Here is a 16,049-nt window from a genome sequence, read left to right as displayed (position 1 = left end):
GATTTGTTGAAGCATAAAACAACAACGGACAAATATGATGTAAGGGATTGAGATCATGAAAAGAACATTTCAGCCAAGCCGTATCAAGCGGGCAAGAACCCACGGATTCCGCAAAAGAATGTCCACCGTCGCAGGTCGCCGTGTCCTGAAGGCCAGAAGGGCCAAAGGCCGCAAACGTCTTTCCGCTTGATGGTGTTTTTTGCCGACACCTCTCTTGGAAGCTGAACGGAAATTCTGTTTTTACAAATACTTAGAGTCTCTGGCTTCCATTCCTGTTTCAGGGACGGGCGCTGCTCCGGGACGCGGAGTCCGGATTTTCGGTCAGCTGCGGGTTTGCCTGTTTTTCAGTCTGGGTATTCTGTCGGATAGAAAGCGGATCTTTCAATCCCCGATGCCGGTGTTGTTCACGCAGCCGGATCCTTCCAAGCCGGATCGGGGAAAGCTTGTCTTCTGCCAGGGCAGAAAGGGAGAAGGTTTGCAGGCTCAGCGTTTTATAAAAACCGATCGCTTGCAGAAGCGGGGAGCTTTTATCCAGCTTTCAAAAACAGGTAAGAAGGTCCATTCCCGTTATTTTCTGGCGCTTTTTTTTCACAACAGCCTTTCTCAGCCAAGACTGGGGGTTACCGCTTCCAGGAAGGTGGGAAACGCCGTGAAACGGAATCGCATCAAACGCCTTGTACGGGAGTTTTTCCGCACCCAGGGAAAAACCTTTCCCATCGGCGGTGTAGACATCCACGTGATTGCCAAACGGGAAGTTGTGGATCAGGCTTCGGATCGTATATTCTCCTCCCTTCACGATCTGTTCGGCAAAATTGCGGGGAGATCGGGTGATTAAGTGATTAAACGTCTGATCCTGTTGCTGATTCGTGTATATCAGCTGATTGTGTCCCCCCTTTTGGGGCCTGTGTGTCGATTCTACCCTTCCTGCTCTGCCTATGCCTATGAGGCTGTGCAGCGTCATGGCGTTGTCCGGGGTGGATTTCTGGCCATCAAGCGTATCCTGAAGTGCCATCCGTTCCATCCAGGCGGTGTGGATCCTGTGCCCTGACCGGGTGAAGGCGTCCTGCCGCCCTTTGTCATTTGAACGGAAAGGAAGATTGTGACGGCCTGTGCCGGTTTCGACTTTTCCAGCCCGTGTCTGCATAACGGGCATCCGCGCACCCCATGTGAGTTTTTAGGAGCCATTCATGGAGCAGCTTCGTTTTCTCGCAGCCATTGTGCTGTCATTTCTGGTCTTTATCGTCTGGAATTATTTTTTTACACCCACGCCGACGTCTCCGCCAGAGCAGCCTGCCTCCCTTGCGCTGTCGCCGGATTCTGGACAGACGCCGACAACGCCGGAACAGCGCTCTCCCCTGCCCCTGATTCCGGAAACGTCTCCGGGACAGGAAGGTCGGCCCCCCCGTGTGTTTACGGTGGAAACCCCGCTGTATACGGCCACGCTTTCTGAAACCGGCGCGGCTTTCAAGGGACTTTCCCTGAAAAAGTACAGGGAAGGGATTGAGGTCGGCAGTCCGGAAAAAGCGGTGCTGGATGCCAGCCTGGGGCTGAATTTCCTGCTCTCCACGGAAAGCGGGAGCATTGCGGGTCTGGAAACCGCCTTTTTCAGCGGGCCGGAACAGGAAAAACAGGTTCTCAGAGAAAAGGAAGGCAGTCTTGTCTTTTCCTGGTTGTCACCTGCCGGTATTCTTGTGGAAAAGCAGTATACCTTCCGTCCGGATACCTATCTGATTTCCTGTGAGGTGCGCATCCGGAACACGGGGAATGCCCTGATTTCAGACCGCATGGGTTTTTCCATGGTGTCTCCCCTTCCCAGCGGCCGACAGATCGGCTTTGAAGGGCCTACGGCCTTCATTGATAAGGAAATCGAGCGGATCAAAACCAAGGAGATCCGCAAAAAAGATCGCTACAGCGGAGATATCCGCTGGGTGGCCATTCAGGATCACTATTTTGCCACCGCCGTACTGCCCGCCATGACGGAACCTGCGGTCATGCGCCTTGCCATGGAAGGGGATCGGCTGCTCCGGGCCACCTACTACACCGATGTCTTCCACCTGGGCCCCGGTGCTTTGGTGCGCAAGGAAGTTCAGTTTTTTGCAGGTCCCAAGAGCGTTGGGGTACTCAAGGAAATCGGCCATGGCCTCCAGGCCCTGGTGGATTTCGGCTGGTTTGACATCCTGGCCCAACCCTGCCTCTGGCTGCTCAACAAAATCCACAACATCATTCCCAATTATGGCGTGGCCATCATTCTCCTGACCATTCTGATCAAGCTTCTCTTCTGGCCTTTGGGTAACAAGAGCTACCGGGCCATGAATGAGATGAAAAAACTTCAGCCCCTCATGATGGAGCTGCGGGAAAAGTATGGACATGACAAGCAGAAGATGAATCAGGAAATCATGGCGTTGTACCGGACCTACAAGGTGAACCCCATGAGCGGCTGTCTGCCCCTTGTGGTTCAGATGCCCATTTTCATCGCCCTGTACCGCATGCTTTACGAAGCCATTGAGCTGCGCCATGCGCCTTTCATGGGCTGGATTCAGGATCTTTCCGCGCCGGACCGCCTGTTTGATTTTGGCTTTGCCATCCCTTTCATGCAGGAGCCTTACGGTATTCCCGTTCTGACCATTATCATGGGGGCGACCATGTTCCTTCAGCAGAAAATGGCGCCTCCCGCCGGGGATCCCATACAGGCCAAAGTGATGCTTTTTCTGCCGCTGATTTTCACGGTGATTTTCATCAACTTCCCGGCAGGCCTTGTCCTTTACTGGCTCGTGAACAATATTCTGTCCATTGCGCAGCAGTATTACATCACCAAGACCACGCACTAATGGGGAGGGGGCATGAATACCACCGTAGAATATGAAGGTAAAAGCGTGGAAAACGCCCTGGAAAATGCCAGCAGGGACATGAAAATCCCTAAGGAGAAACTCCAGTACGATGTGATCTCCCATGGATCCACGGGCATTTTCGGCATTGTGGGCGTTAAGAAGGCCAAAATCCGCATTACCCTCAGCCAGGGGCAGGGGAAATCCGGAGAAAGCGCGGGTTCAGGTCACAAGGTCAGCGCCCTTTCCCTGGTGGATGAAGCCTTTGGCTCCATGAACGCTTCTGTGCAGGAAAAAAAGACTAAAAACGGGGACAAGGTTTCCGGACGGGCCCAGGGAAAAGCCAAGGCGGATAACCGAAAACCCGCTGCGGTTCCGGAAGAAGGCAGGAAACCCGTGGCGCAGGCCCAGGCGACTCTGCCCACAAAGCAGGAAAAGGCGGCGGTCCAGGCTGTTCAGGATCCCAAAGGGGAGGAGGCTTCACCCCGGCAGGAGATAATAAAGCCCGGCCGCAAGGAGGCGGAAGCCCAGCCCTCCAAGGCTGCAGCTCTGGAAACGGAAACGGCCGATGAAAAGACCACAAAGCCAGCCTCCCGCAGCCGGTCCCGCTCTTCCCGATCCAGAAATGGTCGGGGCGGAAGCAGCCGGGGAAGAAAGCCTTCCGGTGTAAGGGAAGAAAAAACCCAGGCGGCCCAGCAGGCAAAACAGGATTACGAAGCGCCTTCTGTGGCTGGGCCGGATGAGGATCATGAAGTTCCGGATGGCGATGATGGGGGATTCGACGGTTTCCTTGATGTGGAAGAAAACGGCTCGGAAAATCAGCCTCCCGCAGAGGTAACGCCGGAAATGGTCGCCCGCGGCCGGGAAGTGCTGGAAAAGATTCTTGCCCACATCAGTGAGGATGTCACCATCCGGGAAGAGGTCTCCCCAGGCCGCATCCTTTACAACCTGGACGGTGGCAATCCCGCCATCATCATTGGTAAACGGGGGCAGACCCTGGAGGCCATCCAGTATGTGGTGGACAAGATCGTGAACCGTGACGCCGAAGGTCGCATCCGGGTGCAGATGGATGTGGAAGGCTACATTGAAACCCGCAAGGAACATCTGCAGCAGTTGGCCCTGAAGCAGGCGGAAAAGGCCAGGCGCACGGGCAAGCCCGCCACCATAGGTCAGATGAATGCCCATGATCGCAGAATCATTCACCTGGCTCTGAAGGATGATCGGGCGGTCCGCACCCAGAGTGTGGGGGAAGGTTACTACCGCAGGCTGGTGATTTTTCCCAAAAAGGTCCGACGTCGCAGAGGCGATGGAAACGGCAGTGAAGACGCCTGATCCAAAGTTTTGCCATCGCTCCTGGATCCTGTGAATCGAGCACCGTTTTCCTTATAAGGGGAGGCGGTGTTTTTTTTAAACCAGGAATCCATGGAAAATGAGCCCTGGCTGGTGCTGCTGCCAGGAGGCCTCCCTTTCACAGACCATTCTTTTGCACAGGAAGACCATGTTTGCACCCATCACCGACACCATCGCCGCCATCGCCACCCCTCCCGGAACGGGAGGCATCGGCATTGTGCGTGTTTCAGGTCCGGAAGCCCTGCCCCTGGCCTGTCGTCTTTTTCACAAAAAAGGACAAGAAGATCCCGTACGGCCGGAGACCCTTGTTTCCCATCATCTCACCCTGGGCCATATCCGGGATCCGCGTTCAGGGGAAATTCTGGACGAGGCCCTTGTTGTCGTCATGCGCGCTCCTCGATCCTTTACCGGCGAGGATGTGGTGGAATTTCAAGCCCATGGAGGCCCTTTTCTCCTTCGGACCCTGTTGGCTCTGATTCTGGATCAGGGCGCGCGTCTTGCGGAGCCAGGGGAGTTCACCCGCAGGGCCTTTCTGGCCGGCCGCATGGACCTGACCCAGGCCGAAGGGGTGATGGATCTCATTGAAGCCAGAACCGCTGCTGCACGAAAAATGGGTTCCGCCCTGCTCCGGGGGGAGCTCGGTTCCGAGGTTCGCCGCCTGCGTGAATCCCTTCTGAGCCTTGCCACGCGCATGGCTGCGGAGATTGATTTTCCCGAAGATGTGGGAGAGTTGGTGGATCCCGCCGCCATGCTGCGGGACCTGGAAGATGTCTACCTGCCCACCCTTTCCCGCTGGATCCGCAGGGGAGAAGACGGCATGCGCTTGCGGGAAGGGCTGCGTCTTGTCATTGCTGGTGTGCCCAATGTGGGCAAGTCTTCGCTCATGAACCGACTTCTGGAGCAGGAGCGCTCCATTGTGACGGACATTCCCGGCACCACGCGGGATCTTGTGGAAGAATCCCTTCACCTTGCGGGCCTGCCCTTTGTGCTTACAGATACTGCGGGCATCCGGGAATCCGGGGATCCTGTGGAAAACATGGGGATTGAACGGGCCAGAGCAAAAATCCGGGAAGCGGATCGTGTTCTTCTGGTTCTGGACGCCACAAAGGGCGCGGATGCTCCCAGTTGTCTGCTGGAAGCTGAAATCCGGCCCTGCCCTTATGTGGTGGTGTTCAATAAAAAAGACCTTGTGGAAGATGCCGAAGCCCTTGTCCTTCCCCCATCCTGGCAACCCGAGGCCCGGGTTGCCGTGTGCGCACGCACGGGGGAGGGCATGGATGCGTTGAAAAAAATCCTTTGCGACCTTGCAGCGCCTCCGACCATGGAACACGCCGCCCTGCCCAACCTGCGTCACAAGCAGGCCTTTGAGGAGACCTGCGCCGCGCTTTCACGCGTTAGGGCAGGCCTTGAAGCCGGAGACTTCTGGGATCTGCTGGCCGTGGATCTGGATACGGCCATCCGGGAGCTGGGCCGGGTTCTGGGAGAACATCCTGAACCGGATCTGCTGGACAGGATTTTCTCAGATTTCTGCATCGGAAAATAAAAGGACTTCTGTACAGCTCCGGCATCATCACTACCCTGCGGTGGAAAATGGCGGAAGACTGTCCCTGCATGGGCTGGAGCGCTGGCGCCAATGTGGTCTGCCCCACTCTGCGCGTCCCCAATGACATGCCTATCTTGAGCCGGAAAGTTTCAGGATCTTCGGGCTTGGTTCTTTTCAGATCAATCCCCATTACCTCGATACCCATCCCGAAGGCCACGCAGGGGAAACCCGGCAGATGCGCATTGAGGAATTCCTCGGGGCGTCATCCCCAAGGGATCGTTTTGGGTTTGTGGGAAGGGACGGGCCTTGTGATGAAAGGATCTTCCATCCATCCGATCGGCAGCAGCACCCTGCGGCTTTTTAAAAACGGCAGAACACCTGTGGAAATTTTTACGGGAGAAAACAGCGTTTTTTAAATCCGATTTTTAAAAAAACTTCAGCCTCCTTCGGAAAGGGCGGATTGCCTGGGACCTGAATTCCCAATCCCAGGGACGGCTGCATCCCTTTGGGCATGAAGGGAAGAAAAAGGAGGTAAGGCTTTTTTCATGGAAAATAAATCCTCGCTTTCCACCGTCCCCCTCACCCTCATGGATTACCGCAGGCGTATCTGTGATGCCATGAACTTCATCAGCCGAAATCTTGACCGTGAACTTTCTCTTGAAGAAATCGCGGGTGCCGCAGCTTTTTCGGCCTTTCATTTTCACAGGATTTTTACCACCCTCACAGGAGAAAGCGTGGCCGCCTTCACCCGCAGGCTGCGTCTGGAGCGGGCTGCCAACCGCCTGCTTCAGAATCCTCGGGAAAACATCACGGACATTGCCATGGATTGCGGATTCTCAAGCTCCCAGAATTTTGCCAAAGCCTTTCGCCAGTGTTTTGCCATGAGCCCCTCGGCTTACAGAAAAAGCAAGGCTGGAAACACATCCAGCAAGGAGGGAAACGTATTTCATCCGGAATTTTCCTACTCTGCGGACAGGATGCTTGCAAGCAGTCCATTCTTCCAAAATCTGAAAAAACGAAGGGAGTTGACCATGGAAGGAAGTATTGAGCAGATGCCCGCATACCATGTGGCCTATGTGCGCAAGCTGGGCGCATATGGCCCTGAAACCTGTGAAAGGGCCTTTGGCGAACTGATGGCCTGGGCAGGGCCGAAAGGGTACCTGGGGTCGGAAAGGGTTCTGGGTGTGTACTGGGACAATCCCGAAGTCACACCTCCTGAAAAATGCCGTATGGACGCCTGCATTTCCCTGCCCGAGGGGACAGAGCCCGACGGAGGGATCAGTGTGCAGAAATTGCGCGGCGGCCCCTATGCCGTGTGCCGCTTTGAAATCGCGGATATGGATTTTGCCAAAGCCTGGGACGAAGCCTTCAGGTGGTTCATGGAAAAGGGATACGCCTGTGAGGACAGCCCCTGTCTGGAGCGTTATCACAACAATCCCGAAGAACACCCCGAAGGCAAGTGGATTGTGGATATCTGCATCCCCATAAAGCCAGCCTGAGAACCCTGAGGATAAAGGACAGAGGGCCTTTTTTTCGCTGAAACCCGCCTTTAAGAAACACAAGAGGGGCAGATCCTTAAACTCTGCCCCTCTCACCTCTTACAGAAATTTTAAAACAATCAGTGCCGACCCGGCTGAATGAGATCGTTTTCAATGCGACCTGCAATTTCCAGGGCCTGGCTCATGAGATCATGAATGGCAAAGAGTTCTTTTTTCAGCTGGCGAATGCCGCCACTGGGCAGAGAGGGCAGGGAGGCTTCGGCGAAAATATCGGAGAGAACCTTGGCCTTACCGGAAAGACTGTCCATGCGCTGGGAGAAGGCAGTGACTTCGTCTGCCCACTTGCGGAGTTCGTTTTTCTGGGATTTCTGGGGGCCTTCGAATTTGGGCTGAATGGCGCTGATGTCGTAGTCGGGGGTGCGGAAGGTGAGGGAAAACATGATTTTGCTCCTTTAAAGACTGGGGTTGCACCGCAGGGCCATCTGGACGGCTCTGCGGAGATATCGGGGTTCTCCCCTTTAAAAAAACGGTCTGCCAAATCCTTATCCTGTCCGGAGAGTCTCAAAGAGTCCTGACCGGACGGACACCCCGCATCACTAGCATTTTTCCTGCCACATCATACAACACAGCCTGAAATTTTGATGGCAATCCCGGATCAAAAACACAAAGCATTGATATGAAACATTATATTATTTCATAATTATTTTTTACCCCCCCTTCCCCAGCCCACACATCTTCATTCCCATCCAGAAACAACGGGACATTCAGAGTACACAATACAATCAAAAAATGCACAAACCACTCCAGAATATCATCAAATAGAGAATCTCAATATTCTGACAAAAACATATTGAAAGGAACAATTTGATCCAGGGGCTTTCCATTGCCTATATCTATGCGCCATGCGGGTTTGCATACAAAAAATCTTCTTTGAATAACCGGGGCGGAAAGGAAAAAACAACCGGCCTGCCCCTACCCTGCTTTTTAAAGGAGCTTCCATGACCGACGCGCGCTATGCCGAAATGTGGGAAAAACTCAACCTGGATCTTCCCGCCCACGATGCCCTGCTGGGCGTACTGGGCCAGTTTTACGGCGATATCTACATGTCCCAGGAAGGACGGCTCAAGGGTATGGAATACCTCGACTTTGTCCTGAGCGAGGTGCATGGCCTGAGGGTTCAGGAATTGCAGGAAGCCAAGGCCAGGGGCGCAAAGGTGGTCGGCACCTTCTGCGTCTTTGTGCCCGAAGAGCTGACCCTTGCTGCCGGAGCGGTGCATGTGGGGCTTTGCGCCGGTGCGGAGGCGGGAACGGAGGAAGCGGAAAAAATCCTGCCCCGTAACACCTGCGCCCTCATCAAGTCCTTTGTGGGATTCAAGATGGCAAGGATCTGCCCCTTCACGGAATCCTGCGATCTGGTGGTGGGAGAAACCACCTGCGACGGCAAGAAAAAAGCCTATGAAGCCTTCGGGGAACTGGTGCCCATGCATGTGATGGAACTGCCCCAGACCAAAACCGATGCGGCCCGCGCCCTCTTCCGCAGTGAAGTGATCCGCTACAAGGAAAAACTGGAGACCCTTACCGGTGTCGCCATTACCCCCGAAAAGCTCCGGGCCGCCATGGCCACCGTCAATGCCAAACGCAAGGCCCTCCAGCGCCTTGATGCCCTGCGCAGCGCCGATCCTTCCCCCATCTCCGGCCGGGATGCCCTGCTCATCCATCAGGTGGCCTTTTATGATGATCCCGTCCGCTTCACCGCCTCCATCAATGCCCTCTGCGATCAGATGGAAGTCCGGGTAGGGGCGAAAGAAGGGGTCAGCCCCAAAGGCACCCCCCGCATCCTTCTTTCCGGCTGTCCCATGGCCGTACCCAACTGGAAACTGCCCTACATCACGGAAAGCTCCGGTGCTGTCATCGTGGGCGAGGAATCCTGCATCGGCACGCGCAATATCCGGGATCTCACGGACGAGAGCGCCCAGGACATGGACGGCCTCATCGATGCCCTGGTGGACCGCTACCTGCGCATCGACTGCGCCTGCTTCACGCCCAACACGGAGCGCATGGCCAATGTGGTCTCCATGGCAAGGGAACTTAAGGCCGACGGCGTGCTGCACTACGGTCTCATGTTCTGCCAGCCCTATGCCCATGAAGCCATCAAGCTGGAAAAGGTGCTGCGCAAAGAGGAAATCCCCATGCTGGCCATTGAAACGGATTACAGCATGGAAGACATGGAGCAGCTGAAAACCCGCGTGGAAGCCTTTGTGGAAATGATCCGCTGACCCCTTCACCCCGGAACACGGAGGTTTTCCATGGCCCTTACCTTTGCAGGTCTTGATATCGGCTCCCGCTCCATTGCCCTGGTAAGGCTGCGGGAAGGACAGATTTTAGAGGAAAAACGGCTTCCCACCACCTTTGATCCCCTGCGCCAGATCCGGACTCTTCTGGAAAAACTGGAGGCGGATCGTCTCATTGCCACGGGCTACGGCAGGGGGCTTGTGGAGCGCATGGGGCTTTCCCTTCCCGTGGAAACCCTCACGGAGATCAAGGCCCACGGCCTGGCCGCCCGCCATCTCTTTCCCGAGGCCCGCATGGTGCTGGATATCGGCGGTCAGGACACCAAGGCCATCGGTCTTACGGCCACGGGCAAGGTGTCCCGTTTTGAGATGAACGACCGCTGTGCCGCAGGTACGGGCAAGTTTCTGGAATACACGGCCAACATCTTCCAGATTCCTGTGGAGGATTTCGGCGCTTACGCCCTCATGGGGGATACGCCGCCGCTCATCAACAATATGTGCACCGTGTTTGCGGAAACCGAAGCCACCTCCCTCATGGCCCAGGGGGTAAGGCCGGAAAACATCGCCTTAGGGCTGCACCTTTCCATTGTCCGCCGCACCGTGGGCATGCTGCGGCGGGTGGGACTGGAAAGTCCGCTGGTCTTTGCGGGAGGGGTTGCCCACAACCCCTGTATCCGGGTCCTTCTTGAGAAGGAGCTGAAGCTTGAAGAAGGAAAGACTCTCTGCATCCCCCTGAACCCGGATATGTCCGGCGCCCTGGGAGCCGCCCTCTGGGGGCAGGAAAATGAAGGAAAACTTGCTGCCTGAAACCGTTTTTTTCCGATGTCCCCAAAGGGGCTCGGTTCTGTCCAAATCCGAACAAAGGAGAAAACACCACCATGAAAAACCATTTATCCACCCGATGGGGCATCATCGCCGTCGGTGCTGTCATCGGTCTTCTCGCAGCCCTTCTGCAGAAGCTGGGCAACCCGCCCAACATGGGCATCTGTGTGGCCTGCTTTGAGCGGGACATCGCAGGCGCTCTGGGGCTGCACCGGGCGGATGTGGTGCAGTACCTCAGACCGGAAATCATGGGCTTTGTGCTGGGCTCCCTCGGGGCCGCCCTTCTGGCAAAAGACTTCCGGCCCCGCACAGGCTCTGCCCCGGTGATCCGTTTTGCCTTGGGCTTTTTCGCCATGATCGGTGCCCTGATCTTTCTCGGCTGCCCCTGGCGGGCCCTGCTCCGTCTGGCAGGAGGAGACTGGAACGCCCTCTTCGGTCTTCTCGGTCTTACGGCCGGAGTCTTCATCGGCACCCTTTTCCTGAGAGGCGGCTACAACCTGGGGCCCGCAAGGAAAGCGCCAAAATTTGTGGGCCTTGCCATGCCCCTTCTCATGCTGGGGCTTCTGGTGCTGGCCTTTTACAATCCACCCGTGGCCGGAGAAGCCAAAAGCGGCGTGATCTTTTACAGCGTAAAGGGGCCTGGGGCCATGTACGCCCCCCTTTTCATTTCCCTTGCCATCGGACTTCTCGTGGGCGGGCTTGCCCAGCGCAGCCGTTTCTGCACCATGGGGGCACTTCGGGATCTCATCCTCTTTAAACAGATGCACCTCTTCTCCGGACTCATCGCCCTGGTGGTCGTGGCCTTTCTCGCCAATCTTGCCTTCGGCCAGTTCAAGCCCGGATTTACGGGACAGCCCGTGGCCCACAGCTTAGGCATCTGGAACTTCATGGGCATGGTACTGGCAGGCCTTGCCTTTGCCCTGGCCGGAGGCTGCCCTGGCCGTCAGCTCTTTCTTTCCGGAGAAGGGGACGGCGATGCCGCCATCTTTGTGCTGGGCATGATTGTCGGTGCCGCCTTTGCCCACAACTTCGGCATGGCCAGCTCCCCTGCGGGTGTGGGGCCCAACGGTATTCTGGGTCTTGGCGTGGGCCTTGGGGTCTGCCTTGCCATCGGATTTTTCGGAACCCTGAAAAAAGCCTGATTCTTTCAAGGATAAAGGAGAAGAACCATGACAGAAACACTGGATGAGCGGGGGCTTTCCTGTCCCCAGCCCGTGCTGGACACCCTGAAGGCCCTTCCCCTCGTCAAAGGAGGAAAACTTTCCGTGTTGGTGGATACGGAGGCGGCCCGTGAAAACGTGGCCCGCGCTGCGGAATCCAGGGGCTGGAAACTTGCCTCCGTGGATGAAAAGGACGGGGACTACACCCTGCATCTGGTAAAGGGCTGATCCCCTTTCCCTTCAAAGGCCCTGTTTGTAAGGATTTTCCGAAAACAGGGCCTTCCTTTTTTAAAAGCCTGTGGAGTCAGACCATGTTTTCTGCACCGCTCAGAAGACCGAAACTGCCCTTTCATCCCTGTGTGCATGAAGGAGCGCACCATAAAATCGCCCGGTTGCATCTGCCCGTGGCCCCGGCGTGCAATCTGCACTGCATCTACTGCACCCGCAGCATCGGCCCGGAAAATCCGGAAACCATGGCGGCCGGGGGGCCGGGAAAGGCCTCCTGCCTGCTGTCTCCGGAAGCCGCCCTGAAAAAAACCGCAGACTTCATCGCCACCTGGGGCAGGGAGTCTGTGATCGGCATTGCTGGCCCCGGTGATCCCCTGGCCAACCCCGAAACCTTCATCACCCTTGCCGCCATCCGCAGGCGTTTTCCCGAAGCACGGCTCTGTCTCTGCACCAATGGTCTTGCCCTTCCCGAAAACCTTGACACCCTGCTCCGCCTTGGGTTGGAGCACCTCAGCATCACCATCAACGCGGTGGACCCTGTGATCACGGCAAAAATCCAGCCCTGGATTCTGGACGGAAAAGAAAAAATCAGGGGGGAGGAAGGGGCCGGGATACTGCTTGATCGCCAGCTTTGGGGCCTGAAAGAGGCGGTTTATGCGGGAATGTTCGTCAAAATCAATACCGTGGTGGTGCCGGGCATCAACGATGAACACATCCCGGAAATCGCGGCCAGGGTAGCGGCCCTGGGCGCGGGGATCCTCAACCCCATGCCCCTCATCCCCAATGGCGCGACAGCCCATATGGCCCCACCGTCGGCAAAAAAGATGGCGGCCCTTCACGAGACCTGCGCTCCCCTGCTGCCAACCTTCAGGCGTTGTCGTCAGTGCCGGGCGGATGCGGAGGGCATTCCTGGAAAGGAGAATATTTCATGTCGGAAAACGGCCTGACAAGGCGCAATTTTCTTAAAGGGAGCGGCCTTGCCCTGGGCGGCCTTCTTGCCGCCAGTACAGGCGCAGGTGCAGCCCCCTTTTCCGGCCAGAGCCTTGAGGTCTGGTCCTGCGGCGGGCTTGCCGAAGCCATGATGCCCGCCAATGCGGCATTCGAAAAGGCCACGGGCTGCGACATCGCCTACACCGGCGCCTTTGCCGCAGCCCTGGGAAAATCCCTCCTCGCCCACGGGCAGACCGAGGTCTTTGCCCCGAGAGTGCTGGATCTGGCCCGGAAACTCAAAGCCGAAGGCCGGATGCTGTCCTTCAGGCCCCTCTGTTTCACCGAGTATGTGCTGGCCGTTCCCAAAGGCAATCCCGGAAGGGTTTATGACATGGAGGATCTGAAAAGGCCTGATGTGCGCATGGTGCTGGCACCGGAAGCCTCTCCTCCCGGTGGGCAGGCCGCTTTGGTCATTCTGAAAAAAGCGGGGGTGGAAGAGGTGGCGCTGGCTCAGGCCAGCGTTCTCGGAGACTGCGTGCAGACCGTGATCCCGGTTCAGCCCCACCAGTTATTTGAGACGGAACTGGTGAGACGGAAATGATGCGGGATTTGGTGGGATGATGTGAGATTTTGCGGGATATGCAAGACTGGCGCGGGTTTGCGGGGACGGGGGCGGTCTTTTTCGGGGGGTGTGGGTTTGCTCTGATTATTTGAGATTTCCGAGATCGGATACGGGTGATTCTGGCGGTTAATTATGCCGGGGTCAACCCGTTTTTTGTTGGGCGGCGCGGAGGTCCTCGACCGTGCGCTTCAGCTCGGCCATTTGTTTCGCGTCCTGAGCGCGTGTGGAAAACTCTGCCATCAGTGCCGCACGTTTTTCCGGGTCCGGAATATCTGTCACCAGCTTTGCAATGGCCTCTAACTGTCTGCGGAACGGTTCCAGTTCCGGAGGTATATCCGGCGTAGCTACAGCTATATCCGGCGTAGCTACAGCTACTTCCGGCGTAGCGGCCTTCTCTTCTTTGTTCCGCATATTGCCCTCACCTGTCAGCAGCCAATTCAGATTCACCCCCGTCTTTGCAATGGACGCAAGGGCTTCCATCCCTGGGCTTCTTTCACCAGATTCATACCCCTTGATTGTTCGGAGAGGGACTCCGGTTTGCTCGCTGAAAGCGGCCTGTGTGAGGCCTAGTGCTTGCCGCCATTCACGAATCCTGTCTTTCACATCCATTCCATACTTCCTCCGGAAAGCGCGGAACAAAAAGTGCCGAAATGAGAACCTTCCGCACTTTGCTTAAACACCTCGAAATCACATGCAATATTGCCAAAAAGTCTATTTTTCAAAGCGACAACTAAGTGCGGAACAGAAAAAGGGACTCGATTGGGCTTGACATGGTACTCATTTGAGAACTATAGTGCCTCCATGTTCCACAAAATGACACCAAAGGAACCCCATATGCGTACCAGACTAATGACACGAGAGCAAGCACGAGATGAATTTACCCGACAAGGGATCACCATCCGTGAATGGGCAAAGGAACACGGTCTGCCAGAGCGTACCGTATATGAAGTTCTGGCAGGCAGAAAGAAAGGCGTACGGGGTGATGCCCACCGCGCCTGCGTCCTTCTGGGCATCAAGGACGGCGTGATCCTATGACCTATCTGGATGCAAGAAAGGTAGCTGATGCCCTTGGGGTGAGCAAGAGTGCGATAGATAAACGCGCCCTCCGCGAGTCCTGGCCGTTTACCGAAGCCACATGCCGGGGCGGACGCAAGCGTCTGTTCTCCGCCATGCAGCTTCCGGCCGAGGTGCAGCGCGCCCTTGCCATCCATGATGTCCGTCAGTCCGTTGAAACCATTTCCCCTCCCGCCCCGTCTTCCAATCTCCCCGCCGTGCAGGTTTCCACCGAGGCGCAGGCCCTTGTGGCGGCGGTTCGGGAGGATGCCACGAACGTGCATGTGGGTATGCTCATGACCCTTGACGAGGGCTGTGCCAAGCGGCGCAGTGAGGAGGCCATGCGGCGGTATCGGATGATCGAGCCGCTTCTCTCCTTCCCGCTCCGGGCCAAAGGTCGCCGGGAGAAGGCGGAAGTGCTGGCCGAGGCCCATGGCGTATCCGTCCCTACCCTGTACCGTTGGGAAGAAAAGCACCGCAAGGGCGGGATCACGGCCCTTATGGATAAGGTGCGCACGGATCGGGGGCAGGCCCGGACGCTGATCTCCCAGCGGTGGGAGGAGATGGCGGCAGGCTCCGGAATAAGCAAAGAAAAGATCATGGAAATAGCTCATGAAATGACTCTTTCCGTGCGGGGTCTCTGGGCGCAGGCGGACACATCCATCCGGCAGGTGCAGAACCTTGCACGGCCTGTGCTCTATAAGCTCTCGGTGGCGGCGGGGATGTCTGATGCGGTGGCAAAGCGCTGCTGCAAGGTGCCCCGGAAGTTCGTGGAGGCGGAACGGCGGTATGCCAGGATCGCCACCCACAAGAGGGATGCCAAGAAGTTCTACGACAAACACCAGACCCCCATCTACCGAACCCGTGAAAAGTACGCCCCCGGAGACCTTGTGTTCGGGGATGTGTCCCCCTGCGACATCCCGGTGCTGCGGGCCGATGGCAAGCTTGCCTGGGCGCGGCTGATCGTCTGGCAGGATGCGGCCACGAACATGATCCATGTGACGGGCTATCTGCCGGAAAAGGGAACGGGTGTGCGGCGGGAGCATGTGGCGCTGTCATTTGCCTCCATGTGCGCCCATTCACCCTGGGGGATGCCCAAACGTCTCTATCTGGACAACGGGTCAGAATACTCCTGGACGGAGATGCTGGACGCATGGAGCGAGCTGGCCACCCTGTCCGGCGGGGCCTTTGGCGGGGTTCAGATGGACACGGAAGAAGGCCGCATCATCCGCACCCAGCCGTTCAAGCCACGGGCCAAGAACCTCGAAGGGATTTTCTCTGCCCTGTCCTGGTATCTGGGCTGGCATCCGCTGTACGCAGGCGGCGACCGCATGGTGAAACGCACCCGGCGGCTGGGCAAGGCTCCGGAGGCCACATCCCTTGAGGATCTCAAAAGCTTTTTTAGCGATGCCATCCCCTACTATCACGCCACACCCCAGGGCGGGGAGCACATGAAGGGCCGGTCTCCGGTGCAGGTGCTTACGGAATGGACGGAGAGCGGGTGGCGGAAGCTGACGGTGGATGAAGAGGCCCTGATGCTGGCCTTTGCCGACCGCAGCGAGCGGGTGGTGACAGCCGGTACGGTGGCATCGGGGGGCTGGCGCTACTACCACGAGGCCCTGCACCAGTACGACGGGGAGAAGCTCCTTGTGCGGCACCCCAGACACAACCCCGTGTGCAGCTATGTGTTTAAGGATTCAAAATTCCTTTGTGTGGCCCGTCCCAT

General features: G+C 57.0%; 18 protein-coding genes. 16 read left to right on the top strand and 2 right to left on the bottom strand.

Annotated features, from left to right (window positions below):
• Positions 1-55: 55 nt before the first annotated feature.
• From rpmH to RBR60_RS09255, 8 genes are all read left to right on the top strand, one after another.
• On the top strand, positions 56-190 hold the full coding sequence (gene rpmH, locus RBR60_RS09285) for a 50S ribosomal protein L34 (protein ID WP_320356024.1): 135 nt from the start codon (positions 56-58) through the stop codon (positions 188-190).
• A 201-nt stretch (positions 191-391) separates the two neighbouring features.
• Positions 392-835 carry a ribonuclease P protein component gene (gene rnpA / locus RBR60_RS09280; protein WP_320356022.1) on the top strand — a complete coding sequence of 148 codons (444 nt, stop codon included), beginning with the start codon at positions 392-394 and terminating at the stop codon, positions 833-835.
• Complete coding sequence (gene yidD, locus RBR60_RS09275; protein ID WP_320356020.1) at positions 836-1,048, top strand: membrane protein insertion efficiency factor YidD; 213 nt, start codon at positions 836-838, stop codon at positions 1,046-1,048. It abuts the gene before it with no gap.
• A gap of 139 nt (positions 1,049-1,187) precedes the next feature.
• Entirely contained in the window at positions 1,188-2,828 is a 1,641-nt protein-coding gene (gene yidC, locus RBR60_RS09270) for a membrane protein insertase YidC (protein ID WP_320356018.1), read from the top strand.
• 12 nt (positions 2,829-2,840) lie between these two features.
• The gene (jag, locus tag RBR60_RS09265) at positions 2,841-4,157 is read left to right on the top strand and encodes an RNA-binding cell elongation regulator Jag/EloR (protein WP_320356016.1); all 1,317 of its coding nucleotides are present in this window, start codon (positions 2,841-2,843) and stop codon (positions 4,155-4,157) included.
• Between the two features lie 166 nt (positions 4,158-4,323).
• On the top strand, positions 4,324-5,718 hold the full coding sequence (mnmE, locus tag RBR60_RS09260; RefSeq protein WP_320356014.1) for a tRNA uridine-5-carboxymethylaminomethyl(34) synthesis GTPase MnmE: 1,395 nt from the start codon (positions 4,324-4,326) through the stop codon (positions 5,716-5,718).
• Entirely contained in the window at positions 5,703-6,134 is a 432-nt protein-coding gene (locus tag RBR60_RS16810) for a Type 1 glutamine amidotransferase-like domain-containing protein (RefSeq protein ID WP_413815458.1), read from the top strand. The genes mnmE and RBR60_RS16810 overlap by 16 nt, the downstream gene beginning before the upstream one ends.
• Before the next feature lie 129 nt (positions 6,135-6,263).
• Positions 6,264-7,217: an AraC family transcriptional regulator gene (locus RBR60_RS09255; RefSeq protein WP_320356012.1), complete on the top strand. Its 954-nt coding sequence runs from the start codon at positions 6,264-6,266 to the stop codon at positions 7,215-7,217.
• 119 nt (positions 7,218-7,336) lie between these two features.
• On the opposite strand, the gene RBR60_RS09250 is transcribed toward RBR60_RS09255, so the two are convergent.
• The gene (locus tag RBR60_RS09250) at positions 7,337-7,657 is read right to left on the bottom strand and encodes a hypothetical protein (protein WP_320356010.1); all 321 of its coding nucleotides are present in this window, start codon (positions 7,655-7,657) and stop codon (positions 7,337-7,339) included.
• A gap of 558 nt (positions 7,658-8,215) precedes the next feature.
• Between RBR60_RS09250 and RBR60_RS09245 the strand changes: the two genes are divergently transcribed.
• The 6 genes from RBR60_RS09245 (at position 8,216) to RBR60_RS09220 (ending at position 13,249) form a co-directional block, all read left to right on the top strand.
• Positions 8,216-9,493: a double-cubane-cluster-containing anaerobic reductase gene (locus tag RBR60_RS09245; RefSeq protein WP_320356008.1), complete on the top strand. Its 1,278-nt coding sequence runs from the start codon at positions 8,216-8,218 to the stop codon at positions 9,491-9,493.
• A 30-nt stretch (positions 9,494-9,523) separates the two neighbouring features.
• Positions 9,524-10,315 carry an acyl-CoA dehydratase activase gene (locus RBR60_RS09240; protein ID WP_320356007.1) on the top strand — a complete coding sequence of 264 codons (792 nt, stop codon included), beginning with the start codon at positions 9,524-9,526 and terminating at the stop codon, positions 10,313-10,315.
• A 71-nt stretch (positions 10,316-10,386) separates the two neighbouring features.
• On the top strand, positions 10,387-11,472 hold the full coding sequence (gene yedE / locus RBR60_RS09235; protein WP_320356005.1) for a YedE family putative selenium transporter: 1,086 nt from the start codon (positions 10,387-10,389) through the stop codon (positions 11,470-11,472).
• A 27-nt stretch (positions 11,473-11,499) separates the two neighbouring features.
• Positions 11,500-11,718 (top strand): sulfurtransferase TusA family protein, encoded by a 219-nt coding sequence (locus RBR60_RS09230; protein ID WP_320356003.1) that lies wholly within the window; start codon positions 11,500-11,502, stop codon positions 11,716-11,718.
• An 83-nt stretch (positions 11,719-11,801) separates the two neighbouring features.
• The gene (locus RBR60_RS09225) at positions 11,802-12,665 is read left to right on the top strand and encodes a radical SAM protein (RefSeq protein ID WP_320356001.1); all 864 of its coding nucleotides are present in this window, start codon (positions 11,802-11,804) and stop codon (positions 12,663-12,665) included.
• Entirely contained in the window at positions 12,647-13,249 is a 603-nt protein-coding gene (locus tag RBR60_RS09220; RefSeq protein WP_320355999.1) for a substrate-binding domain-containing protein, read from the top strand. The genes RBR60_RS09225 and RBR60_RS09220 overlap by 19 nt, the downstream gene beginning before the upstream one ends.
• A 162-nt stretch (positions 13,250-13,411) precedes the next feature.
• Here RBR60_RS09220 and RBR60_RS09215 read toward each other — a convergent pair whose 3' ends face one another.
• Complete coding sequence (locus RBR60_RS09215; protein ID WP_320355997.1) at positions 13,412-13,879, bottom strand: helix-turn-helix domain-containing protein; 468 nt, start codon at positions 13,877-13,879, stop codon at positions 13,412-13,414.
• A 225-nt stretch (positions 13,880-14,104) separates the two neighbouring features.
• Between RBR60_RS09215 and RBR60_RS09210 the strand changes: the two genes are divergently transcribed.
• The gene (locus RBR60_RS09210) at positions 14,105-14,305 is read left to right on the top strand and encodes a DNA-binding protein (protein WP_320355995.1); all 201 of its coding nucleotides are present in this window, start codon (positions 14,105-14,107) and stop codon (positions 14,303-14,305) included.
• A partial coding sequence (locus tag RBR60_RS09205; RefSeq protein WP_320355994.1) for a Mu transposase C-terminal domain-containing protein occupies positions 14,302-16,049 on the top strand: 1,748 nt, incomplete at its 3' end. The genes RBR60_RS09210 and RBR60_RS09205, both read left to right, overlap by 4 nt.

Origin of the sequence: Desulfobotulus sp., from assembly GCF_034006065.1 — a bacterium.
Classification (GTDB): Bacteria; Desulfobacterota; Desulfobacteria; order Desulfobacterales; family ASO4-4; genus Desulfobotulus.
The sequence above is the reverse complement of the archived record's forward strand: the minus strand, read 5'-3'. Positions and strand labels throughout refer to the sequence as shown.